Annotated in this window: 23 protein-coding genes and 1 other RNA gene; 7 read left to right on the plus strand and 17 right to left on the minus strand. The window is 71.6% G+C overall.

From position 1 onward, the window contains the following. Nucleotides 1–61: 61 nt before the first annotated feature. The 10 genes from ruvC to RC1_RS08705 all read right to left on the minus strand — a co-directional run bounded on the left by ruvC (nt 62) and on the right by RC1_RS08705 (nt 7,168). Nucleotides 62–601 (minus strand): crossover junction endodeoxyribonuclease RuvC, encoded by a 540-nt coding sequence (gene ruvC / locus RC1_RS08665; protein ID WP_012566989.1) that lies wholly within the window; start codon nt 599–601, stop codon nt 62–64. A gap of 18 nt (nt 602–619) precedes the next feature. After that, the gene (locus RC1_RS08670; protein WP_012566990.1) at nt 620–1,372 is read right to left on the minus strand and encodes a YebC/PmpR family DNA-binding transcriptional regulator; all 753 of its coding nucleotides are present in this window, start codon (nt 1,370–1,372) and stop codon (nt 620–622) included. Nucleotides 1,373–1,514: 142 nt separating this feature from the next. Next, nucleotides 1,515–2,348 (minus strand): TIGR00282 family metallophosphoesterase, encoded by an 834-nt coding sequence (locus tag RC1_RS08675; protein ID WP_012566991.1) that lies wholly within the window; start codon nt 2,346–2,348, stop codon nt 1,515–1,517. A 124-nt stretch (nt 2,349–2,472) separates the two neighbouring features. Further along, the gene (locus tag RC1_RS22595; protein ID WP_336884706.1) at nt 2,473–3,033 is read right to left on the minus strand and encodes a 5-formyltetrahydrofolate cyclo-ligase; all 561 of its coding nucleotides are present in this window, start codon (nt 3,031–3,033) and stop codon (nt 2,473–2,475) included. A 53-nt stretch (nt 3,034–3,086) separates the two neighbouring features. Continuing rightward, nucleotides 3,087–3,245, minus strand: a non-coding RNA gene (ssrS, locus tag RC1_RS20750) — 6S RNA. 13 nt (nt 3,246–3,258) lie between these two features. Next, entirely contained in the window at nt 3,259–3,615 is a 357-nt protein-coding gene (locus tag RC1_RS08685) for a cell division protein ZapA (protein ID WP_012566992.1), read from the minus strand. 3 nt (nt 3,616–3,618) lie between these two features. Continuing rightward, the gene (locus tag RC1_RS08690) at nt 3,619–3,879 is read right to left on the minus strand and encodes a hypothetical protein (protein ID WP_012566993.1); all 261 of its coding nucleotides are present in this window, start codon (nt 3,877–3,879) and stop codon (nt 3,619–3,621) included. Nucleotides 3,880–3,987: 108 nt separating this feature from the next. Then, nucleotides 3,988–5,154, minus strand: a complete 1,167-nt coding sequence (locus tag RC1_RS08695; RefSeq protein ID WP_012566994.1) for an ABC transporter permease — start codon at nt 5,152–5,154, stop codon at nt 3,988–3,990. Then, a complete protein-coding gene (locus tag RC1_RS08700) occupies nt 5,151–6,251 on the minus strand; it encodes an ABC transporter permease (RefSeq protein WP_012566995.1) in 1,101 nt (366 codons plus the stop codon). Before RC1_RS08700 ends, RC1_RS08695 begins: the two co-directional genes overlap by 4 nt. After that, on the minus strand, nt 6,248–7,168 hold the full coding sequence (locus RC1_RS08705) for an ABC transporter ATP-binding protein (protein WP_012566996.1): 921 nt from the start codon (nt 7,166–7,168) through the stop codon (nt 6,248–6,250). Before RC1_RS08705 ends, RC1_RS08700 begins: the two co-directional genes overlap by 4 nt. A 292-nt stretch (nt 7,169–7,460) precedes the next feature. Here RC1_RS08705 and tkt point away from each other — a divergent pair, with 292 nt between their 5' ends. The 3 genes from tkt (at nt 7,461) to RC1_RS08720 (ending at nt 10,995) form a co-directional block, all read left to right on the plus strand. Next, entirely contained in the window at nt 7,461–9,491 is a 2,031-nt protein-coding gene (tkt, locus tag RC1_RS08710) for a transketolase (RefSeq protein WP_012566997.1), read from the plus strand. 166 nt (nt 9,492–9,657) lie between these two features. Beyond that, nucleotides 9,658–10,671 carry a type I glyceraldehyde-3-phosphate dehydrogenase gene (gene gap / locus RC1_RS08715; protein WP_012566999.1) on the plus strand — a complete coding sequence of 338 codons (1,014 nt, stop codon included), beginning with the start codon at nt 9,658–9,660 and terminating at the stop codon, nt 10,669–10,671. A gap of 90 nt (nt 10,672–10,761) precedes the next feature. After that, nucleotides 10,762–10,995: a DUF3126 family protein gene (locus RC1_RS08720; protein WP_012567000.1), complete on the plus strand. Its 234-nt coding sequence runs from the start codon at nt 10,762–10,764 to the stop codon at nt 10,993–10,995. A 95-nt stretch (nt 10,996–11,090) separates the two neighbouring features. Here the strand turns inward: RC1_RS08720 and RC1_RS08725 are convergent, their stop codons facing one another. Then, nucleotides 11,091–13,157: a S9 family peptidase gene (locus RC1_RS08725; RefSeq protein WP_012567001.1), complete on the minus strand. Its 2,067-nt coding sequence runs from the start codon at nt 13,155–13,157 to the stop codon at nt 11,091–11,093. A gap of 191 nt (nt 13,158–13,348) precedes the next feature. Here RC1_RS08725 and RC1_RS08730 point away from each other — a divergent pair, with 191 nt between their 5' ends. The 3 genes from RC1_RS08730 to thiE all read left to right on the plus strand — a co-directional run bounded on the left by RC1_RS08730 (nt 13,349) and on the right by thiE (nt 15,578). After that, nucleotides 13,349–13,798, plus strand: coding sequence for a hypothetical protein (locus tag RC1_RS08730; protein WP_012567002.1), 450 nt, complete (start codon nt 13,349–13,351; stop codon nt 13,796–13,798). A gap of 108 nt (nt 13,799–13,906) precedes the next feature. Then, nucleotides 13,907–14,836, plus strand: coding sequence for a class I fructose-bisphosphate aldolase (locus RC1_RS08735; RefSeq protein WP_012567003.1), 930 nt, complete (start codon nt 13,907–13,909; stop codon nt 14,834–14,836). Between the two features lie 118 nt (nt 14,837–14,954). Then, nucleotides 14,955–15,578: a thiamine phosphate synthase gene (gene thiE / locus RC1_RS08740; protein ID WP_012567004.1), complete on the plus strand. Its 624-nt coding sequence runs from the start codon at nt 14,955–14,957 to the stop codon at nt 15,576–15,578. On the opposite strand, the gene epmA is transcribed toward thiE, so the two are convergent. Continuing rightward, entirely contained in the window at nt 15,556–16,662 is a 1,107-nt protein-coding gene (epmA, locus tag RC1_RS08745; protein WP_012567005.1) for an EF-P lysine aminoacylase EpmA, read from the minus strand. The genes thiE and epmA overlap by 23 nt on opposite strands. A 74-nt stretch (nt 16,663–16,736) precedes the next feature. Here epmA and RC1_RS08750 point away from each other — a divergent pair, with 74 nt between their 5' ends. Further along, complete coding sequence (locus tag RC1_RS08750) at nt 16,737–17,699, plus strand: lipid II:glycine glycyltransferase FemX (RefSeq protein WP_012567006.1); 963 nt, start codon at nt 16,737–16,739, stop codon at nt 17,697–17,699. A gap of 20 nt (nt 17,700–17,719) precedes the next feature. Here RC1_RS08750 and RC1_RS08755 read toward each other — a convergent pair whose 3' ends face one another. The 5 genes from RC1_RS08755 to efp all read right to left on the minus strand — a co-directional run bounded on the left by RC1_RS08755 (nt 17,720) and on the right by efp (nt 22,470). Then, nucleotides 17,720–18,754 (minus strand): peptidoglycan -binding protein, encoded by a 1,035-nt coding sequence (locus RC1_RS08755; protein WP_012567007.1) that lies wholly within the window; start codon nt 18,752–18,754, stop codon nt 17,720–17,722. Nucleotides 18,755–18,757: 3 nt separating this feature from the next. Continuing rightward, the gene (locus tag RC1_RS08760; RefSeq protein WP_012567008.1) at nt 18,758–19,906 is read right to left on the minus strand and encodes a hypothetical protein; all 1,149 of its coding nucleotides are present in this window, start codon (nt 19,904–19,906) and stop codon (nt 18,758–18,760) included. Nucleotides 19,907–20,062: 156 nt separating this feature from the next. After that, entirely contained in the window at nt 20,063–20,800 is a 738-nt protein-coding gene (locus tag RC1_RS20035; RefSeq protein ID WP_085978998.1) for an OmpA family protein, read from the minus strand. A gap of 103 nt (nt 20,801–20,903) precedes the next feature. Then, nucleotides 20,904–21,710 carry an inositol monophosphatase family protein gene (locus RC1_RS08770; RefSeq protein ID WP_083759276.1) on the minus strand — a complete coding sequence of 269 codons (807 nt, stop codon included), beginning with the start codon at nt 21,708–21,710 and terminating at the stop codon, nt 20,904–20,906. Between the two features lie 193 nt (nt 21,711–21,903). Beyond that, nucleotides 21,904–22,470, minus strand: a complete 567-nt coding sequence (gene efp, locus RC1_RS08775) for an elongation factor P (protein WP_012567011.1) — start codon at nt 22,468–22,470, stop codon at nt 21,904–21,906. Nucleotides 22,471–22,590: the final 120 nt, after the last annotated feature.

The raw sequence follows: 22,590 nt of genomic DNA on the forward strand, positions 1-22,590 counted from the left end.
ATGGGCCGGCAGGAACAGAACAGCAACAAATTTGCCGGCGGGCGGTGACCTGCCGGCGGGATCATCGCCGGACCCCCAGCATCCCTTCCATGACACGGCGGTTGGTCCCGGCCGTGTGGGCGTGGCAGATGGCGACGGCGAGCGCGTCCGCCGCATCGGCGGAGGAGCGCTGGAAACCCGGCAGCAGCATCCGGACCATGTGCTGCACCTGCTCCTTCTCGGCATGGCCGGTGCCGACGACGGACTTCTTCACGATCATGGGCAGGTACTGCTCCACCACCAGACCGGCGCGCGCCCCGACCAGCAGCGCCACCCCGCGCGCCATGCCGAGCTTGAGGGTGGATTGCGGGTTCCGGTTGGCGAGGGTCTCTTCGACCGCCACCTCGTCGGGCCTCCAGACCCCGATCACCTCGACAAGGCCGTCATGCAGCCGTTCCAGCCGCCGCGGCAGATCCTGCTTCTCGTCCGTGTTGATGGTGCCGTCCGCGACATGGGTCAGGCGGCTGCCCGCCACGTCGATCACACCCCAGCCCGTATGCCGGAGGCCGGGGTCCAGCCCCAGGATCCGGATCGGGACAGCGGCGCTGGACGTGGCGGTCATCGGCGCCCACCCCGGCCGTCAGCCGTTCAGCTTGTCGAGCAGGTCCTGGGGGATGTCGAAGTTCCCCAGCACCGTCTGGACGTCATCGTTGTCGTCCAGCATGTCCAGGAGCTTCATCAGGCTCTGGGCGGCGTCCTCGGCGGCGACCGGGACGGTGTTCTGCGGCTGCCAGGTCAGCTTGGCGCTCTCCGGCGGGCCGAAGCGGGTTTCCAGGGCGTCGCGCACCTCACCCAGGCTGTCCACGGCGGTGCTGATGTAGTGCCCGCCCTCGTCGGACTGCACGTCGTCGGCGCCCGCCTCGATGGCGGCCTCCAGCACCGTGTCGGCATCGGCCACGGAGGCCGGGTAGACCACCTGCCCGATCCGGTTGAACATGAAGCTGACGGAGTTCGTCTCGCCCAGGGTGCCGCCGAACTTGGTGAAGGCGGTCCGCACCTCGCTGGCGGTGCGGTTGCGGTTGTCGGTCAGCGCCTCCACGATCAGGGCGACGCCGCCGGGGCCGTAGCCCTCGTAGCGCACCTCCTCGTAGTTGGCGCCGTCCGCGCCGGGCGTGCCCTGCTTGATCGCCCGCTCGATCCGGTCCTTCGGCATGTTCTCGGCCCGGGCCGCCTGGATCGCGGCACGCAGGCGCGGGTTCGACGCCGGGTCCGGCAGGCCGGCCTTGGCCGAGACGGTGATTTCGCGGGCGAGCTTGTTGAACTTCTTGGCCCGCTTGGCGTCCTGCGCGCCCTTGCGGTGCATGATGTTCTTGAACTGGCTATGACCTGCCATGGCCCCGTGGCATCCTTAATGGAGTTATCGAACTGATATATGGATAGGCAAGGCGTGCTTGTACCATATCTGGTGGCGCATAGCACGCCTCCCGCCGCTTGTCTCGGGTCACTTCCGGGAGGCCGGACCCGGATTCCGCCGGTCAGGCCGCGGCGGAGGGCATGGCCGGCTTCAGCCGGCCGCCCAGGCGCAGCGGCTCCACCCGGACAGCCAGCCCGGTGCGGTCGTCCGTCTCCACGAACAGGCCGCAGACCGTGACGGTGGCATCATTCTCCGCCGGGGTGAAGCGTTCCCCCGGCAGCCGGCGCACCAGCTTGTGGATGGCCGCATCCTTCTTCATGCCGATGACGCTGTCATAGTCGCCGCACATGCCGGCGTCCGTCTGGTAGGCGGTGCCGCCGTTCAGGATCTGGAGGTCGGCCGTGGGGACATGGCTGTGCGTGCCGACGACAAGGCTGACGCGGCCGTCCAGCACATGGCCCATGATCATCTTCTCCGACGTCGCCTCGCCATGGAAATCCAGGACGGCGGCGTCCACCCCGCCCGGCCCCATGCGGTGGACGCGCAGCACCCGCTCGACCGCCGCGAAGGGATCGTCCAGCGGGTCCATGAAGACCCGCGCCATGGCGTTCATCACCAGCACCTTGCGCCGGCGGTCCTTGCTGGGCAGCACGGTGAAACCGCGGCCGGGCGTGCCCTCGGGATAGTTGATGGGGCGCAGCAGGTTCGGCATCCGGTCGATCTGGCCGACCAGTTCGCGCTGGTCCCAGACATGGTTGCCGGTGGTGATGCAGTCCACGCCGGCGGCGAAGAACTCCGCCGCGATCTTCTCGGTGATGCCGAAGCCGCCGGCCGCGTTCTCCCCGTTGGCGATCACGAAGTCGAGGGCGAGGTCCTTGAGCAGCGCCGGCAGGTGCCGCAGCACCCCCTCGCGCCCGCTGCGCCCCACGATGTCGCCGAGGAAGAGAATCCGCATGAACTAGTCCTTTCCGATCCTTGATCGCGTCCAGTTCGTCACCACCCAGTGGAGCGGGTTGTCCAACCCGTCATGGGGCACCGCGGGAACCTCCTGCGCCGCATGGCCGATGCCCGACCGCCCGTCACCGCCCCGCCCGACGCGCAAGCAGAGCGAGCGTGCGGTCGTAGAAGCCGGCGCCGTAGCCCAGCCGCATCCCCGTCCGGTCGAAGGCCAGCAGCGGCACCAGCACCCAGGGACGGGCACCAGTTCCGGCGCCTCGGGCCCCGGCTCCTGCACGCCGAAGGCGCCGGGCCGCAGCGCCTGACCCGGCGCCCAGGCGCGGAAGCGCAGCGGCAGCCCCGGCCCCTGCATCACCGGCAGGGCGGGCCGGCCGCCGGTCCGCGCAAGGTGGTGCAGCAGCGGCCGCACGTCGATCTCGTCCCCCAGGGGCCAGTAGCCGGCGACGACGGTGCCCGCCGGCAGCGCCGGGAAGGCGGCCGCGAAGCACGCCGTCAGCCGCTCCCCCGCCCCGGCCGGGTCCAGTCCGGCGCGCAGGCGCCGCGCCGCCGACCGGGCGGCGGCCTTGGCCCGGCGCAGATCCTCCGACGGGGCGGGGGCTGCGGCATCGGTCATCGGACGGGACACGGGGAAGCGGGGGCCATGGGGTCTGCGGCCATGGGAGCGGGAACCGGCTGTCGGGCATCAAGAAAAACGCCGCCCCCGGCCACGGGAGGCGGCGTCGGAATCCGGGTTGGAAGGACAGCCGCGACGGCCGTTGGTATTGCGTATCCTCCGCGGCCTGCATCAGCAGGTGGGCGCCGTGTGTCCGACACCAGGGCGTCGGCAGGGACAGCTCCCTAGAGGATGGGTATCGGCCCCGGGGATTATGCGACCTGACGCACCGCGCAGCCGCCTTCCGGGGGGTAATCTAGGCACGTTCGAGGCGGGCGGCAATGTCTTCGATGCGCTTTGCCAGGCTGTCCACCGCCGCGATCACGGTTTCGTCCTCCTCGACCGCGCGGGGCGCGGGGGTGTGAACGGCAACCGGGACGGGCCGGCCGCTGCGCAGCGCCTGGGTTTCGGCCCGCAGGTCGAAGATCTCGTCCGCCAGCATCAGGCTGGCCAGCATCAGGAGCTGCGCCTCGCTGCTGCCGACGGAATCGGCGGCGATCTCCTTCAGGCGGGCATCGACATAGGCGCCCAGTTCGCGCAGCCGCTGTTCCTGCCCGTCCTCGCAGGCCAGCGCATAGCCGCGTCCGTTCAGCGTGATCTCCACGCGGGCCATCGGTCACTCCTCCAGCACGATGCGCAGCCGGTCTATGGCGCCGTCCAGCCGCCCGGCCACGGCCTCTACCGTCTCGTTCGCCCGCCGCTCCCCCGCCAGCGCGGCGGCGAGGGCGCGGTTGATCTCCGCCACCTCCTCCTCGCTGAGGGCACGGCCGTCGCCGTCACCGACGAGGGCCGCCCGCTCCAACCGGAAGGCGATGGCCTGGTCCAGACGTCCGATGGCGCGGTCCAGGCGGTCGAGGGCGGTCTTCAGGCGGTCCATGCTCGGCTGTGGCAGGTGCGCCGGCCGGCCCCGGCGCACGGAAAGGCGGTGTGTGCGTGGCAGCACAGTAGGGGGGGCCGGCCCCCGCCGTCAACGGGCGCCCCGACGTCAGCGCCGGGACCAGTCCGGCTCCAGCACGAAGCGCAGCCGGAACCAGGCGACGGCGAAGCCGGCCAGCGTCCAGGCGGCGACCGCGGCGAGGCTCCACTCCAGCGGCTGCACGCCGACGCGGCCGCTGAGCGCCATGTCGAACAGCTCGGTCAGCGGGCCGAGCGGATTGAACAGGGTGAACAGATCCGGCCCGTCCGTCGGATCCGCACTCTTGCCCGCGGCATAGCCGAAATGGACCGAGGCCAGCATGATGAGGATGATCAGGAGCGGCGTCGCCCCCTTCTCGTCATCCACCGGCTTGAAGGACAGGGCGGCATAACCGATCGCCGTCAGCATCGCCGCGGCACCGATCGCGGCGGCCAGGGCCAGCAGCGGGTTGATGTTCGCCCCCTCCCCCGTCAGGACCAGGGAGACCAGCAGGAGCATGGACTGCGCCACGGCCAGAATCCCGACCGCGGTGGCATGGCTGACCATGACCAGCCCGCGGGAAACCGGGCTGACGGAGAAGAAGCGGAGCTGGCCCTTGCGCGTCTCCACCACGAAGGCGACGGCGCCGGTGGTGAAGCAGAAGGCCGCGATGCCGATGGCGAGATAGAAGGCGGCGAAGCGCAGGATGCCGCTCTTGGTGTCCTGCGGCACCTCCACCACCCGCACGTCGTAGCGCGCCCCCGGGGGCGGCCCCGCCGCGGCCGGGGTGCCGGTGGCGTCGCCGCCGATGGCGTCGCCATGGAGCAGGAGATCGCGCACCAGATCCGCCTGGTCGATCAGACGCAGGGGCGAGCGCACCAGCACCGCCTGCCCGTCGGGGGCCGGCAGCACCAGCAGGTCCGCATCCTCCGCCGCCAGCGCGGCCTCCGCCTCCGCCAGGGGGGCGGTCCGCACCGCCATGCCGCCGAAGCGGCCGATGCGCTCCGCCGCCTCGGCGGCGGTGAGACCCAGGCCGGGCAGGGCCTCGCCCGTGTCCGCCACCAGCACGGTGTAGCTGGACCCGACCAGCTTCTGCGCGAAGCTGATGTCGCGGAACACGGTCGCCTTGTAGAAGACGATGAAGGCCAGGGCGACCAGCGGCGTGCTGATCAGCCCGTTGCGCACCTTGCGGTCGCGCAGCAGCGAACGCAGGAAGGTCAGCACGAAGCGGGGGAAGAGAAGCAGCGTGTGCATCATGCCCTGGCCTCCGCCAGCTTGGCGCGCCGGCCCAGCAGGGTGATCCCGACAGCGGCCACGAGCGTCCAGCCGGCCAGCACGAGCAGCGCCGACCCGGCACCCATGGCCGCCGGCTCCCCGCCCAGGGCCAGCCGGAACAGGTCGTAGACGGGCGTCACCGGGTTCACCCAGGCGACAGGCGCGATGGCCGGGATCGACAGGACGTTCCAGAACACGGGGCTGAGCAGCACCAGCGGCCAGATCGCGGCACCGAAGGTCTCGGCACTGCCGCGGTAGGCCGGCAGCAGCAGGCCCAGGAAGGACCCGACCGCACCGAAGACCATGGTGCCCAGCAGCACGACCGCGGCCAGGGCCGGGACGCTGGCGCCGGTCGGCAGGCCGATCACGAGGTCCAGCAGCAGCGCCGTGTAGGCCGTCCCCCCCAGGGTGACCAGGATGCGCCCGAAGGCCAGCCCGGTCATGGCGAAGCCGGGCGTCACCGGCGTGATGCGCAGGAACCCGGTCCAGCCGCCCAGCCGGTCGTGGTGGATCTGCTGCACGGCCACGCTCAGGGTCAGCGCCAGGAGAAGGGTGAAGAAGGCGGCGACCGGCTGCACCGGGGTGCCGTCCTTCTCCGGCGCCGGCAGCGGGTCCAGCAGGATACGGGCCGTGGACGGCGGGGTTTCGATCACCCGCGCCAGGAAGGGCCAGAGATAGAAGCCGGCGTCGCGGACCTGAAGCTCCAGCACCGTCGGCCCGCCGGGGTCGGAGGCGTCCGCGGGGGCCTTCCCGTCCGTCGGCGGGACGACAGGCGTCAGCACGGCGTCGAACTGGCTCTGCTCGAAACGCCGCTGTGCCTCCCCGGCCGGGAGACGTCCGGCCACGATGTAGTCCATCCCGCGCAGCACCGGCCGCAGGTCCTTCGCGGCCGGGCCGACATCCGCCACCACCACCCGCGCGGCCGGCTGTTCCAGCACGGCATCGAGCGTGAAGGGCAGCAGCGCCAGCACGTAAAGCACCGGCAGAAGAACCTGCGCCACCGAGCGCCAGGGCGAGCCGAACCAGTCGAACAGGCCGACCCGGGCGAAGCTGAGGAAGAGCAGCAGGCTGCGGATCATGCGTCGCGCAGCTCCCGCCCGGTCAGCTTCAGGAAGACGTCGCCCAGCGTGCTGCGCTCGACGGACAGGTTCTCGATGGCGAAGCCATGCGCCACCTGCGCCGCCATCAGCGACGCCAGCAGCGGTTCCAGCCGGGGAGCCGCGAAGTGGACGCGGCTACGGCCGGGCTGCGGCTCCAGACCCTGGAACCCCTCCACCGCGGCGAAGGTCTCCACCGGCGCCTGCGCCTCCGTCTCGAAGCTGACATGGGCGCCGGGGCAGTGTTCGTTCACCAGGGCCGCGGGGCTGCCCATGGCCAGCAGCCGCCCGTGGTCCACGATGGCGACGCGGGAGCAGAGCGCCTGCGCCTCCTCCATGCTGTGGGTGGTCAGCAGGGCGGCGCGGCCGGTGCCGGCCACCCGCTCGCGCACCATGTCCCAGAGCAGGGCGCGGCCCTGCGGGTCCAGATTGGCGGTCGGTTCGTCCAGGAACAGCAGGTCCGGGTTGCCGGCGATGGCCAGCGCCATGGCAAGACGCTGCTTCTGCCCGCCGGACAGGCTGCCGACCTGGGCGTCCGTCTTCTCCGCCAGCCCGACGCGCTGGAGCAGCGCCGTACCGTCCTGCGGCTCAGGATACATCAGCCGGTAGAGCCGCATCAGCTCGCCCACCGTGGCGCGCTCCAGCAGCGCGCTCGACTGCAGGACGATGCCGATGCGGGTGCGGACCGGCTGCAGGCCCTTGGAGACGTCGCGGCCGAGCACCAGGGCGCGGCCGCCGTCCGGGCGCCGCAGCCCTTCCAGGATCTCCATGGTGGTGGTCTTGCCGGCGCCGTTGGGGCCGAGAAGCCCGACGACCTCCCCCGGTTCGACCCGGAAGCTCAGCCCCGCCACGGCCTGGGTCTTGCCGTAGCTCTTCCGGAGATCCTGGACCTCGATCATGCCGCCCCCGAAATTTCTCACACGTTTCGCTATCCGACGCGATCCTGGCTGTCAACCGTGGCGCGCGGCCATTGCACCGCAGCAAGGGAAAACCGGCTTGCCCTTGACGCGCCCGGCAGCGCTTGGGCATGGTCGCCCGTCGCGGGTCCTGCAGGCGCGGCAGTGCCCCGGTGCCGGACCCCGAGCGCATCTGTTGGTGTTCCAGGCCCGGCCCTGGCGCCCGGCTTGGCCGGGTGCGCTCCCGCGTCCCCGAAGCCTGCGGGCCCGAAGCCCGCGTCCCGAAAGGCCCTTCATGCACCAGTCCGCTTCCAACGGGTCCGCCAACGGCATCTTCTTCGACGGCATTCCCCATGCCGATCTGGCGAACGCCGTGCGTGCCCTGTCGATGGACGCGGTGGAGGCCGCGAAGTCCGGCCACCCCGGCCTGCCGCTGGGCATGGCGGACGTGGCGACGGTGCTGTTCACCCGCTTCCTGAAGTTCGACGCGGCCCGGCCGCGCTGGCCCGACCGTGACCGCTTCGTGCTGTCGGCCGGGCACGGCTCGATGCTGCTCTATTCGCTCTTGCACCTGACCGGCCACGAGGACATGCCGCTGGAGGAGCTGAAGCGCTTCCGCCAGCTCGGCAGCCGCACGGCCGGACACCCCGAATTCGGGCTGGCCGCCGGCATCGAGATGACCACCGGACCGCTGGGCCAGGGCATCGCCACGGCCGTCGGCATGGCGCTGGCGGAGCGGGTGCTGAACGCCCGCTTCGGCGACGATCTGGTGGATCACTACACCTATGTCATCGCCTCCGACGGCGACCTGATGGAGGGGGTGTCGCACGAGGCCGGATCGCTGGCCGGCCATCTGGACCTGTCGCGCCTGATCGTCCTCTGGGACGACAACCGGATCTGCATCGACGGGCCGACGGAGATGTCCTTCACGGACGACACGCTGGCCCGTTTCCGCGCCTATGGCTGGGACGTGCAGACGATCGACGGACACGACGCGCACCAGATCGCCACGGCCATCGAGTACGCCCGCACCACCGACGCCCCGTCGCTGATCGCCTGCCGCACCGTCATCGGCTATGGCGCCCCGACCAAGGCCGGCACCGCCGCCAGCCACGGCTCGCCCCTGGGCGCGGCGGAGGTGGAGGGCGTGCGCAAGGCGCTGAACTGGCCGCACGCGCCCTTCGAGGTGCCCGAGCCGGTCCGCCGCGCCTGGCGCACCGCCGGCCGCCGCTGGGCCGAGGCCGCCGATGCCTGGGAGGAGCGGCTGGCGACGGCCGGGCACGAGCTGCGCGAGGCGTTCCGCCAGGCCGTGGACGGCCGCCTGCCGGCCGAGGCCGACGCCATCATCGACCGGATCAAGCGGGAAGCGTCGGAGACGAAGCCCGCCGTCGCCACCCGGCAGGCCTCCGGCACCGTGCTGGACGCGCTGGTTCCGACGGTGCCGGAGCTGCTGGGCGGCTCCGCCGACCTGACCGGCTCGAACAACACCAAGGCGAAGAACGTCCCCATCATCCGCAAGGGCAGCTACGGCGGCCGCTACCTGCATTACGGCGTGCGCGAGCACGGCATGGCCGCCGCCATGAACGGGCTGGCGCTGCATGGCGGGGTGATCCCCTTCGGCGGCACCTTCCTGACCTTCAGCGACTACTGCCGCCCCTCCATCCGCCTGTCGGCGCTGATGAAGCAGCGGGTCGTCTATGTCATGACCCACGACAGCATCGGCCTGGGCGAGGACGGCCCCACCCACCAGCCGGTGGAGCACATGGCGGCCCTGCGCTGCATCCCCGGCCTTCTGGTCTTCCGTCCGGCGGACGCGGTGGAGACGGCGGAGGTCTGGCAGATCGCGCTGCACCAGAAGGCCCGCCCGTCGGTGCTGGCGCTCACCCGCCAGAACCTGCCCACCCTGCGCACCGTGCACCATGAGGAGAACCTCTCCGCCCGTGGCGCCTATGTGCTGCGCGAGGCGACGGGCGAGCGGCAGGTGACCCTGCTGGCCACGGGGTCGGAGGTCGCCATCGCCGTGGCGGCGCGCGACCTGCTGGAGGCGGACGGGATCGGCACCGCCGTCGTGTCCATGCCGAGCTGGGAACTGTTCGAGGAACAGCCGGCGGAGTACCGCGCCGGCGTGCTGGGCAGCGGCGTGCGCGTGGCCGTGGAGGCCATGGTGCGCTTCGGCTGGGACCGCTGGACGGGGGCCGCGGACGGCACCCCGGGGGCCTTCGTGGGCATGCCCGGATTCGGGGAGTCCGGCCCCTACCAGGATCTCTACCGTCATTTCGGGATCACGCCGGAGGGGGTCGCGGCCGCGGCCCGGGCACGGCTCTAGGGTTCCGCAGGCGGGTTTCCGGGCCGCTGCCGGCCGTGCGCCAGACGCATGGCCGACCACGCCGGGTGCATGCTTGCGTATCGCGCCGGGGGACGCTGGACTGCCCCCGGACCGTCTCAAAAAAGGCCGCCGGGGGGCGGCCGCCATGCAAACTCGGAGGAAGGCTATGGCAGTCAAGGTTGCGATCAACGGGTTCGGCCGCATCGGCCGTCTGGTTCTGCGGGCCATCTACGAGAGCGGCCGCACCGACGTGGAGGTCGTCGCCATCAACGACCTCGCCGACGTGAAGACCAATGCCCACCTGCTGAAGTACGACAGCGTGCATGGCCGCTTCCCCGGCACCGTCGAGGTGGATACCGAGGGCCAGAAGCTGGTCGTCAACGGCCACGCCATCCCCTGCTTCCAGCAGCGCGACCCGGCCCAGCTCCCCTGGCGCGACCTGGGCGTCGAGGTGGCGATGGAATGCTCCGGCATCTTCACCAAGCGCGACGATGCCGCCAAGCATCTGACCGCCGGTGCGAAGAAGGTGCTGATCTCCGCCCCCGCGACGGACGAGGACATCACGGTCGTCTACGGCGTGAACCACCAGAAGCTCACCGCCGAGCACAAGATCGTCTCCAACGCGAGCTGCACGACGAACTGCCTCGCCCCGGTCGCCTATGTGCTGAACAACGCCATCGGCATCGACCATGGCTTCATGACCACGATCCACAGCTACACCGGCGACCAGCGGACCGTGGACACGATGCACAAGGACCTGCATCGGGCCCGCGCCGCCGCGCTGAACATCATCCCGACCTCGACCGGCGCCGCCAAGGCGGTGGGCAAGGTGCTGCCGGAGCTGAAGGGCAAGCTGGACGGTACCGCCATCCGCGTGCCGACGCCGAACGTCTCGGTCGTGGACTTCAAGTTCGTGGCGAAGCGCGCGACCTCCAAGGAGGAGATCGCGTCTCTGATCCAGGACGCCGCCAAGGGCCCGCTGAAGGGCATCCTGGCCTGCTATACCGAGGATCTGGTCTCCACGGACTTCAACCACGACCCCGCCAGCTCCATCTTTGCGCTGAACGAGACCAAGGTCATCGAGGGCACCTTCGTGCGTATCATGACCTGGTACGACAACGAATGGGGCTTCTCCAACCGCATGAGCGACACCGCCGTGGCCATGGCCAAGGCCGGCTGATCCCCACGCGGTCACCGAACCTGGAGAAGGGCGCCGTCGCCGTGCGGCGCCCTTCCGTTTTCCGGACACGGCAGCATCAGGACAGAACGCATGACCCCGAACGAGATCGCCCGCCTCCAGGCCTATCTGCGCAAGACCTTCGGCAACGACCGGCTGACCGTGATGGCCCCGGCCAAGAAGGGCCAGCCGGTGGAGGTGATGCTGGGCGAGGAGTTCATCGGCACCCTCTACCGCGACGAGGACGAGGGCGACGTCTCCTACAATTTCAACATGAGCATCCTGTCCGAGGACCTGCCCAGCGTGGCCCCGGCCAAGGGAAAGTGAAGCCGGGGCCGCTTGCCCGGGCAGCCGCACCCGCGGCCGGTCCGGCCGGCGGTCCTGCCGCCGCCTTTGCCTGTTGACCGTGTCCCGGCTGGCCGTCACCGCGCCGGCTGCGTGCCGGGGCCGGCGGCCCCGCCGGCCGGCGGCGCGTAGTTTCTGATCCAGTCCTGCACCTGCTGATACCAGAAGACCGAGTTCTGGGGCTTCAGGACCCAGTGGTTCTCGTTCGGGTAGTAGATGAAGCGGGACGGCACGCCGCGCCGCTGCAAGGTGTGGAACAGCTCGATGCCCTGGTTCACCGGCACCCGGTAGTCGAGCTGGCCATGGATCACCAGCGTCGGGGTTCTGAAGTTCCCCGCCGCCATGTGCGGCGAGTAGCGCTGGAATTCCGCCGGATCGTCCCAGTGCTCGCCGAAGCGGTCCACCGAACCGCCACCGTCCCCGCCTTCCTGCGTGTAGCTGTTGTAGACCGCAGCGTGCGCGATCAGCGCCTTGAACGGATGCTCGCGCCCCAGCAGCACGGTGGCGAGGAACCCGCCGTAGCTGCCGCCGCCGGCCACCATGCGCGTGCGGTCCGCCCAGGGCTGCGCCGCCAGCCAGTCCGCAGCCTTGATCGTGTCCTGATAGGGCTTGTCGATGCGGTCGGGATTGATGCTGTCGGTGAAGGCCTCGCCGAAACCGCTGGAGCCGTGGAAATTGTGCCAGGCCACGACATAGCCCCAGCCGGCGAAGACGTGCGCGTTCCAGCGCCACTGCCAGGTGTCGGTGATCGCATTGTGCGGGCCGCCGTGCAGCAGCAGGAAGACGGGATAGGTCTTCTTCGGGTCGAAGCCGGGCGGCTTGATCACCCACATCTGGATATCGTCGCCACCGGCCCCCTTGTAGTTCACGCTCTCCACCGTGCCCATCGCCGTGCGGGCCAGCAGATCGTCGTTGAAGCTGGTAAGGGGGGTGGTCTCGCCGTTGCGGGGATCGACCCGGACCAGTGTCGGCGGCTCGCTGAAGGACTGCCGCAGCGCCACCAGGACCGCCGGCTTGCCGGCCATCCCCAGTTCGGCGAAATCCCGGCCGGCGGTGACCGGCTTCGGCGTTCCGCCGTCCACCGCGAAGCGGTAGATGCGGCGCGTGGCGGCATCGTCGATGGCGCCGTAGAGCGCCTTGGAATCCGGGGCCCAGACGATCCCGGACGCCGACCTGTCCCAGTCTTCCGTAAGGCCGCGGGTCTTCCCGGCGCGGCGGTCGTACAGCATCAGCTTCGCATTGGCGCCGTAGAAGCCGTAGACGCGCTGCTGCTGGAAGGCGAGCCAGCGCCCGTCCGGCGAATAGAGCGGCGAGCCGTCGGAGCCGTCGGGGTTGTCCGCCGTCAGATTGCGCGGGTTGCTGCCGTCGATGCCGGCGACGAAGAGATCCACGTTCGGCCGCGTGCCGGTCGGGTCAACGTCCACGGCGAAGGCGATCTCCGTGCCGTCGGGAGCGATGTCGTAGGGCACGGGTCCTGGATCGCGGAAGGCCACGGCCTTTCCGGTCGGCCGCGTCACCGCCACCGGCGCGCCGCCGTCGAGCGCGGCGATGTAGACATGCGCCTCGCGGTCATCCAGCCACTGGTCCCAGAACATGAGCGGCGGCCTGTCCCAGACCTTGGCGGTCATCTTCGAGGAGTCGCGCTCGGCAAGGCGCCTGCCCTGTTCCTGCCAGTCGTCGATGTCCGTCCAGACCCGGGTCAGGAAGGCGATGCGCCGACTGTCCGGCAACCAGCGCGGCAGCCGCACCCCGGTCGGCACCTCCGTCACCCGCCGCGCCTCGCCGCCGGCGACGGGCAGCACGTAGAGCTGCGCCGCCTTGTCTCCGTCGCGCCTGGCGACGAAAGCGATCCAGCGCCCGTCGGGGCTCCACTGCGGTTCGCTCTCGGCCGCCGGATCACTGGTCAGTTGCCGGGCTTCCCCGCCCGCCGTCGGAACCAGCCAGAGATCGACGTCGCGCCCGTCCGTCGCGGTGTCGTAGGCTGTGACCGGGACGACCGCGGAGCGGCCGTCGGGCGAAAGCGCGGGTGTGCCGATGCGCTTGAGCTGCCACATCGTCTCCGCGCTCAACGGCGCGGGCTCGGCCGCCGCCGCCGGGGCGGCCAGCAGCGCGGCCGCCGCCAGGGCCAGACAGGTTCTTCTCATTCTTGCTCCCCGTTCGTGTGGACTGGTCCGTTCCGATAGTGCCACTTCCGGGGTAGCGTGAAAGGACCGATCCGGGCCGCGGCGACGGGTCCATCCGTCGCGCCCCGCCCCCGGCCCGATCTGCGGTTGCGGCGCCTCGGCCCAGGGTGGTAGGCGGACGGCGGTCCAGGAACGACGGGAGGACGGCACGGATGACCCGCCCGGTGCGCATCCGCGGCATCGAGGACGCACGGCTGGTCCTGGGCGTGGCCCGGGACTGCGGGTGCACGGTCGTGCTGGTCTCCCCCGCCGGGGCCGCGGGCTATCTCGGCGGCGGCTGGTGGGCGGCGCTCACGGCACTGCTGCGGCAGGAGTTTCCCGGGACGGAGATCACGGCCGTGCTGGACTGCGCCGACGACCCCGGCCACGTGCTGGCGGCCCTGCGCGCCGGCTGCACCGAGCTGTCCTTCGCCGGACCGCCGGAGGTGGTGGTGAAGCTGGCCGACATCGCGGCGCAGCACGGCGCCCGCCTGCACCCGCCGGCCGCGGATGCCGTCGAGCCCTGGCGGGAGCGCATCCCACGGGCCGCGCTGCACGCGCTCCTGGCCGGCCCGGGCACCGCCCCTGCGGACACCAGCCCCCCCGGAACCGCCGGGCGGTAAGGCGGATGGTTGCGTTGCAATGCGAAGGGGCGTGGGCTATCTAGCCGCCGGTAATGCCCGAGAGGGCCGGACCCCGCACATCCCCGGCAACTAGGCAGGAAAACCGTCATGAAGCTGACCCGGCGCGTCAAGGAAATCCTCTCCTGGTATGAGAGCGACAATCCCGGCACCAAGGCCAATCTGGCCCGCATCCTGATGGAGGGGCGGCTGGGCGGCAGCGGCAAGCTGGTGATCCTGCCGGTCGATCAGGGCTTCGAGCACGGCCCCGCGCGCAGCTTCGGCGTCAATCCGCCGGCCTACGATCCGCACTACCATTTCCAGCTCGCCATCGACGCCGGCCTGTCGGCCTATGCCGCCCCGCTCGGCCCGCTGGAGGCCGGGGCCGGCACCTTCGCCGGCTCCATCCCGCTGATCCTGAAGATGAACAGCTCCAACAGCCTGTCCCGGCTGAAGGAGGGCGCGGACCAGGCGGTGACCGCCAGCATCGACGACGCTCTGCGCCTGGGCTGCTCGGCCATCGGCTTCACCATCTATCCCGGCTCCGACGCCATGTTCGGCCAGTTCGAGGAAATCCGCGAGCTGTCGCGCGAGGCCAAGTCCAAGGGGCTGGCGACCGTGATCTGGTCCTACCCGCGCGGCGGGGAGATCACCAAGAAGGGCGAGCTGGCGCTGGACATCGACGCCTACGCCGCGCACATGGCCGCCCTGCTGGGCGCCCACATCATCAAGGTCAAGCTGCCGACCGCCGACCTGGAGCAGGAGGAGGCGCGCAGGATCTACGAGCAGACGAAGGTCCCGCGCGAGACCCTGACCGACCGCGTGAAGCACATCATGCAGGCGTCCTTCAACGGCCGCCGCATCGTCGTCTTCTCCGGCGGCGCGCACAAGGGCGAGGACGCGATCTTCGACGATGCCCGTGCCATCCGCGACGGCGGCGGCAACGGTTCCATCATCGGCCGCAACGCCTTCCAGCGCCCGCGCGAGGAGGCCCTGGCCCTGCTGGACAGGCTGGTCCGCATTTACCAGGGCAAGGAATAAGTCCCCTGCCCGGGGCGGTCTTCCGGGACCGCCCGTCCGGCGTTATCGTCGGCCCCGGCGGGCATCTGCCCCCGGGGCCGCTTCCTTTCCGGCGGCCCGCCGCCCTTTCCGGACTGCCATGACCGACTGCCGCCTGTACCTGATCACCCCGCCCGCCTTCGACCCGCAGGCGTTCGCCCCCACGCTGGCCGCGGCCCTGGATGCCGGCGACGTCGCCTGCGTGCAGCTCCGCCTCAAGGACGCGCCCGACGAGGCGATCCTGCGGGCGGTGGAGGTGCTGCGGCCGCTGGTGCAGGCCCGCGACGTGGCCTTCATCCTGAACGACCGGCCGGACCTCGCCGCACGGTCGGGCTGCGACGGGGTGCATGTCGGGCAGGAGGACACGCCCTACCGCGAGGCGCGGCGGCTGGTCGGGGCAGACGCCATCGTCGGCGTGACCTGCCATGACAGCCGCCACCTCGCCATGGTGGCCGGCGAGGAAGGGGCGGACTACGTCGCCTTCGGCGCCTTCTTCCCGACCGGGACCAAGGAGCCGAAGACCACGGCCGATCCGGAGATCCTGACCTGGTGGCAGGAGATGATGGAGGTGCCGTGCGTCGCCATCGGCGGCATCACTGTAGAGACGGCGCCGCTGCTGGTGCAGGCCGGGGCCGACTTCCTGGCCGTCTGCGGCGGCGTCTGGAACCACCCCGCCGGTCCCGCCGCCGCGGTGGCCGACTTCAACCGCGTGATGCGGGGCTGACGGCAGGCGCCGCCACCGGCGCCCAGAGCACGTCCTCGATCCGCGCCGCGCCGGTGACGAGCATCACCAGCCGGTCGAAGCCCAGCGCGATGCCCGCGCTCTCCGGCATCAGGGCCAGGGCGTCGAGGAACTCCTCGTCCAGCGGGTAGCGCTCGCCGTACAGGCGCTGCTTCTCCGCCATGTCTGCCTCGAACCGGGCGCGCTGCACGGCGGGATCGGTCAGCTCCCCGAAGGCGTTCGCCAGCTCGACGCCGCAGGCATACAGCTCGAACCGCTCCGCCACCCGCGGGTCGCCCGGCTTGGCCCGCGCCAGCGCGGCCATGGACACCGGATAGTCGGCCAGGAAGGTCGGCCGTCCGTAGCCGAGACGGGGCTCGATCCGTTCCAGGCTGATGCGGAAGAACAGGTCTTCCCAGGTGTCGCCCGGCGCGGTGCGGATGCCGATGCGCGCCGCCTCCGCCGCCAGCAACGCGGGATCGGGCCGCAGCGGGTCGGGGGCCGTCGCCAGCAGGTCCACGTCCGCGTAGCGCCGGAAGGCATCGGCGACGCTGAGCACCTCCCACGCCCCGAAGGGATCGCACGTCGCCTCTCCCCGGCGCAGCAGGTCCGTCCCGCCCGCGCGGCAGGCGGCCCGCACCAGCGCCTCGCAGTCGCGCATCAGGTCGGTGTAGCCGGCCCCGGCGCGATACCATTCCAGCATGCTGAACTCGGGATGATGGGTCGCCGACCGCTCCCCGTTGCGGAAGACGTGCGCAAGCTGGAACAGCCGCGGCAGCCCCGCCGCCAGCAGCTTCTTCATGGCGAATTCGGGGGAGGTGTGCAGGTGCAGCACCCGCCGGTCGTCGGGATGCGGACCCCGGAGTTCCGTCGAGAAGGCCTGGAGATGCACCTCCAGCCCCGGCGAGACCTGGAGCGCCGGTGTCTCGACCTCGGCGAAGTCCTCCGCCTCGAACCAGGCGCGCACGGCCCGGGTGATGCGGCCCCGCGCCGCAAGCGCGGTGCTGCGGCGGGCGAAGGCGTCGGGGTGCCACCAGGGAAGGGCGGACGGCAGCACGGAGGGCGGAATCGGCGGCAGGGACGTCATGGCGCAGGGGCTGGCGGCGGGAGACTGCGCGCACCATACTGGACTTCGCTTGCCGAGGGGAATGGGCGCACACCGTGGGGTCAGACACGCTTCCGACGCTCCGCATCCTGTGGGACGTCGGCCGCATCAGCGAATGGTACAGCGCCCTGGCGGAGGTGCCGTGCAGCACCCTGACCCAGTGCTTCGGCTATGCCCAGGCCATGGCGACGGTGGAGAAGTGGAAGCCGCGCCTGGGCCTGATCGAACTGGCCGACCGGCCGGTCGGGCTGGTCGTCGTGATGGAGAAGCGGATGATGGGGCTGGTGCGCGTCGTGCGCATCCACCGCGGACCGCTGATCCGGCCGGAGGCGGCGAAGCCGGCCGTCGTGGCGCAGGTGCTGAAGCTGCTGCGCGAGGCCTATCCGTCCGGTCCGACGCGCTGGACCGCCATCGTGCCCGAACTGCCCGCGACGGAGGAGAACGCCGCCATCCTGCGCTGGGCCGGGTTCCGCCGGATGGGCGGCCCCGGCTACCGCACCCTCTGGCTGGATCTGACGCAGGACGAAGCCACCTTGCGCCGGCGCATGGCGCAGAGCTGGCGCAACGCCCTGAACAAGGCCGAACGTTCCGGCCTGACGGTGGAGCTGGACCGCACGGGGACCCTGCTGCCCTGGCTCCTGGAGGAATACGCCCGCGACAAGGCGGCCAAGGGCTACCGCGGCGCCTCCGCCCCGCTGCTGACCCGGATGCGGACCGGCATGCACAAGGACGGCGACGTGCTGATCCTGCGCGCCCTGCTGGACGGCGTACCCGTGGCCGGCATCCTGGTCTTCGGCCACGGCCGGGCCGCCACCTACCAGATCGGCTGGAACGGGCCGGAGGGGCGCCGCTGCAACGCCAACAACCTGCTGCTCTGGCGCGCGGTGCAGGAACTGAAGGCGCAGGGGCGCCTGCGCTTCGACCTGGGCGGCATCCTGCCGGACCAGGCGCCCGGCGTGACCGCCTTCAAGCGCGGCCTGGGCGGCGAGGAGGTCGAACTGGTGGGCGCCTGGGCCTGAACGGGCAGTCCGGCCGGCCCCTAACGCGCGTCCAGCTTGATCTCGATGCGGCGGTTGCGGGCCAGGGCCTCGGCCGAGGTGCCGGGATCGAGCGGCTGGTACTGGCCGAAGCCGGCCGCGGCCAGCCGGTCGGCCGGGATGCCCTGGTCGATCAGGTACTTCACCACCGCCGTGGCGCGCGCCGTGGAAAGCTCCCAGTTGCTGGGGAAGCGGGCGGAGCGGATCGGCACGCTGTCGGTATGCCCGTCCACGCGCAGCACCCAGTCCACCTCCGGCGGCACCCGGGCCGCGATCTCCTTCAGCGTCTCCGCCAGCCGGGACAGACGTTCCTTGCCGGCCTCGCCCAGTTCGACGCTGCCGCTGCCGAACAGCACCTCCGACTGGAAGACGAAGCGGTCGCCCACGACGCGCACGTCGTCGCGCTCCCCCAGCGCCTCGCGCAGCCGGCCGAAGAATTCCGAGCGGTAGCGGGCCAGCTCCGTCACCTTGTCGGCCAGGGCGACGTTCAGCCGGTTGCCCAGGTCGGCGATCTGCGCCTCCTGCTCCCGCCCCTTCCCCTCCGACACCTCCAGCGCCGCCGCCACCCGGGCAAGCTGCTCGCGCAGGGCGGCGACCTGCTGGTTCAGCAACTCCACCTGGGCGCGCGCCTCGTCGCCCAGCGCCCGCTCTGACTCCACACTGCCCTTCAGCCCGGCCTCCCGCGCGGCCAGGGCGTCGCGCTCTCCGGCCAGGGCGGCGATGTCGGCCTGGAGCTGCTCCCCGCGGGCCAGAGTGCTGCGCAGCCGGTCGGTCAGTTGCGCCACGTCGGCACGCAGGCCGCCCGACGTTTCCCGTTCCAGCGCCAGCATGTCCGCCAGTTCGGCGATGCGGCGGTTGACCTCCGCGAGCTGGCGGTCACGGCCCTGCAGGGCGCTGGACAGGTAGACCTGCGCCAGCACGAAGACCAGCAGCAGGAAGACGATCACCATCAGCAGGGAGGACAGCGCATCCACCCAGCCGGGCCAGATGTCCACCGCCGCCCCCCGCCCGCCCCGCCGGCCGCCGAAGCCGGGCATGGCTCAGCGCTCCCCGCCGTCGCCCAGCGCGGCGACGGTGCGCGCCAGGATGCGGATCTCGTTGCGCAGTTCGGCCACCGCCTCGGCCCGGCCGCTGGAACTGTCCTCCAGCAGCCGCGCGGTATACAGCTCCAGGTTCCGGATGTGGGTGCGGGTGGCGTCGTCGATGCCCATGTTGACGCCGGCGGCCAGCGTGGCCGCCAGTTGAGCCAGCACCGGGCGCAGTTCCATCTGGCTTTCCGCCAGCCGGGCCATGAGCTGCTGCTCCGCCCGCATCTGCTCGGCCAGCGCGGTGATCTTCTCCGTGAGCTGGGTCAGGTGGACGTTCTGCGTCCGCCGCCCCTCCTCCGTCGAGGCCATGGCATACTGCAACCGCTCGATGCTCTCCGCCGTCGTCTCCAGCAGCGCCTGGACATAGGCCGGGACGGAGCCGCCCTCCCCGCCGTCCCCGGCGATCCCGCCGGTCAGCCGGGTGGCACCGGCCAGCCAGTCCTCAAGCTCCGCATAGAAGCGGTTCTGCGCCTGCCCCGCCTGGAGTTCCAGGAAGCCCAGCACCAGCGAGCCGGCAAGGCCGAACAGCGAGGAACTGAAGGCCGTGCCCATGCCGGCGAGCGGCGCCTGGAGCCCCTGTTGCAGATCGCCGAAGACGCTGCCGGCATCGGCCGCCCCGTCGATCCGCAGGCTGCCGATCACGCCGCCGATGGCGCCGACCGTCTGCAACAGGCCCCAGAAGGTGCCCAGCAGGCCCAGGAAGATCAGCAGGCCGATGAGGTAGCGGCTGGTCTCACGGCTTTCGTCCAGCCGGGCGCCGACGCCGTCCAGCAGCGAGCGCGTGGCGACCGCCGAGAGGCTGAGCCGCCCCTGCCGCTCGCCCAGCATCCTGGCCATGGGGGCCAGCAGGCGCGGGGCCGCCGGCGGCACCTCCCCGGCGCGGAAGGCGTCCAGCCAGGCCGCCTCCGGCCGCAGCATCAGCACCTGCCGGAAGATGAAGGCGATGCCCAGCAGCAGGACGACGAGGATCAGCCCGTTGAGCGCCGGATTGGCCAGGAAGGCGTGCGCGATCGCCGGGAAGAGCGCCACCGCGACGGCGGCGACGGCGAGGAGGAACCCGGCCATCCGGCCGAGGAACCGCTGCGGGCGAGACATGGGCATGATCCTGGCTCCCCTGCTGTGCCGGCCTGTGCCGGTCTTCTCCGTCCCTGCCGGCCTGCGCCGGTCTGTCCGGTGCCGGTCCCTCTTCGGCGTCCTCTGCCGGGCCGGCCTGTCCCTGCGGACGGGGGCCCTGGGGACGGCGGCACTGTGGATCGGTCAGCGCCGGAAGGAAAGCTCAACCCGGTCGGCTCCCCCTTCGGCGCCGTCGGTGCCGAGCGCGAAGACCAGCATCCGCTGCTTCGGGACGCCCAGCGCCATCAGCTTTGACCGCACGGCGAGCGCGCGGGCCAGCGCCAGCCGGCGCGCCCCCGTCTCCCCGTCGGCCCCCAGGGTCGCATGGGCCCGCAGTTCCAGCCGGTCGCCCGGCGCCTCGGCCAGCCGCCGGGCGACACCCTGGAGCACAGGCTCGGCCGCGGCGCCGAGTCCGTCGGAACCGGGGGCGAAGTCGATCGCCACGGCAGCGCGACCGGCCACCTCCGCCGGCACGGGGCCGGGCGCGACGCGGGTTTCCGGCGGCGGCGGCAGGTCCGTCCGCGGCGCGGGCGGCACGCCCTCCGGGTCCGCCGCGGGGGGAATCGGGGTCACTTCCGGCAGATAGGCCGGCGGCGCCTTGATGAGGCCGGTCCGCTGCCCGGGCTTCGGCACCACGGGCGTGGCCGGAGTCTCCACCGCGGGCGGCGGCGGCACGGGCGGCTTGCGACCGGGCACCCGCACGGCGGGGGCCGGGGCCGTTGCCGTCGTGTTGTCGCCGGTCTGTGCCTGCGCCGGGCTCAGGGCGAGCAGCGCAGCGGCAAGGCCGGCGGCACAGAGGACGCCGCGGCGGAGCGGGGCACGGAAGAGGAAGCGGTTCTGCTGCACGCTGTGCATCGGAGCCCGGAAATGTGGCGGCACCATGGTCCGGTGCCCTGGTCTGCCCGGGTTGGTCCGGCCGGAACGGTCCGGCGGAACGGTCCGGCCCCCGCAGGTCCGCCGCCCGGGCGGCGGACCGGGGCCGGCGTCAGCCGGCGCTGCCGCCCGCGGCAGTCGGGGTGGAAGCGGCCGGGGTGGAGGCGGCCGGGGCCGGCTTGGCCTTCGGCTTCATGGCGTTGCGCAGCAGCGTGCCGAGCGGCAGGTGCAGGTGCGGGTTCGCCGCCAGCACGCTCTGCCCCGCGGCCGGATTGCGGCCGCCGCCGATCTCGGTGACGAAGCCGCCCGCCTCGGCCACCAGCAGCACGCCGGCCGCCACGTCCCAGGGGTTGAGGTCCGTCTCCCAGTAGGCGTCGAAGCGGCCCGCCGCCGTGTAGGCGAGATCGAGGGCCGCCGAGCCCAGACGGCGGATGCCCGACACCTCGGGCATCACGGCGGCGAGCTGGGCCATGAAGCCCTGGAAGTCGCCATGCCCCTTGAACGGGATGCCGGTGGCGACCAGCGCATCGGGCAGGTTGCGCCGGGCCGAGACGCGCAGGCGCTGGTGGTTCAGGAAGGCGCCCTGCCCCTTCTCCGCCCAGAACATCTCGTCATGCGTCGGCTCGTAGACGACGCCGGCAACGATCTCGCCCTCGCGCTCCAGCGCGATGGAGATGGCCCAGTGCGGCAGGCCGTGCAGGAAGTTCGTGGTGCCGTCCAGCGGGTCGATGATCCAGCGGCTTCTCTTGTCGCGCCCTTCGACCGTGCCGGACTCCTCCATCAGGAAGCCGAAGTCGGGGCGGGCGCGGGCCAGCTCGTCGCGGACCATGCGCTCGGCCTTGCGGTCGGCGGCGGAGACGAAGTCCGCCGGTCCCTTGCGGCTGACCTGGAGCTGCTCGACCTCGCCGAAGTCGCGCAGAAGGCGCGGCGGGCCTTTTCGGCGGCGCGGGCCATGACATGATGACGGCCGAACGGGCGGCCATGGGCAAACTCCTCAAAATGCGGGACGGGCACCCTCTCGCGTGCGAGGGCGCCCGTCGGGAACGGTCGGGACCGGGGCGTCGCGCGCCGCGGACGGCGCCACCGGGCGCCGCGGGAGACGCGCGGCCGGATCAGTCCTTCGCGCGCTCCAGATAGGTGCCGTCCTCGACATTGACCACGATGCGGGTGCCGGCATCGACATGCGGCGGCACCAGCACGCGGACGCCGTTCTCCAGCACCGCCGGCTTGTAGGAGGAAGACGCCGTCTGGCCCTTCACGACCGGGTCGGCCTCGACGATGCGCAGGGTCACCGTCTGCGGCAGCTCGACCGAGAGCGGCGCGCCCTCGAAGGACTGGACGACGACTTCCATGCCGTCCTGGAGGAACACCTTGCCGTCGCCGATCACGTCACCGGGGATGGTGACCTGCTCGAACGACTCCTTGTCCATGAAGGTGTACTGGTCGCCCTCGGCGAACAGGAAGGACATCTCGTGCTCGTCCAGGCGGGCGCGCTCCACCGTCTCCTGCGTGCGGAAGCGCATCGACGTCTTGGTGCCGGTCCGCACGTCCTTCATCTCAAGCTGGATGAAGGCGCCGCCCTTTCCGGGCTGCACGATGTTGGCCGCCGTAATGACGTAGAGCTTGCCGCCATCCTCCAGGATGTGGCCCTTCCGCATGGTGTTCGCGTTGACCTTCATGGCACTGTCTTTCACGTGGACTTGAAGCGGCGCGGACCCTACCAGCAAGCCGCGGGACAGGCAACGCCGGGCCGCGCAGCCCCGTTCTGCACAACCGCGGCGGGCCGGAAAAGCGATGCG

The organism is Rhodospirillum centenum SW, from assembly GCF_000016185.1.
Lineage (GTDB): Bacteria > Pseudomonadota > Alphaproteobacteria > Azospirillales > Azospirillaceae > Rhodocista > Rhodocista centena.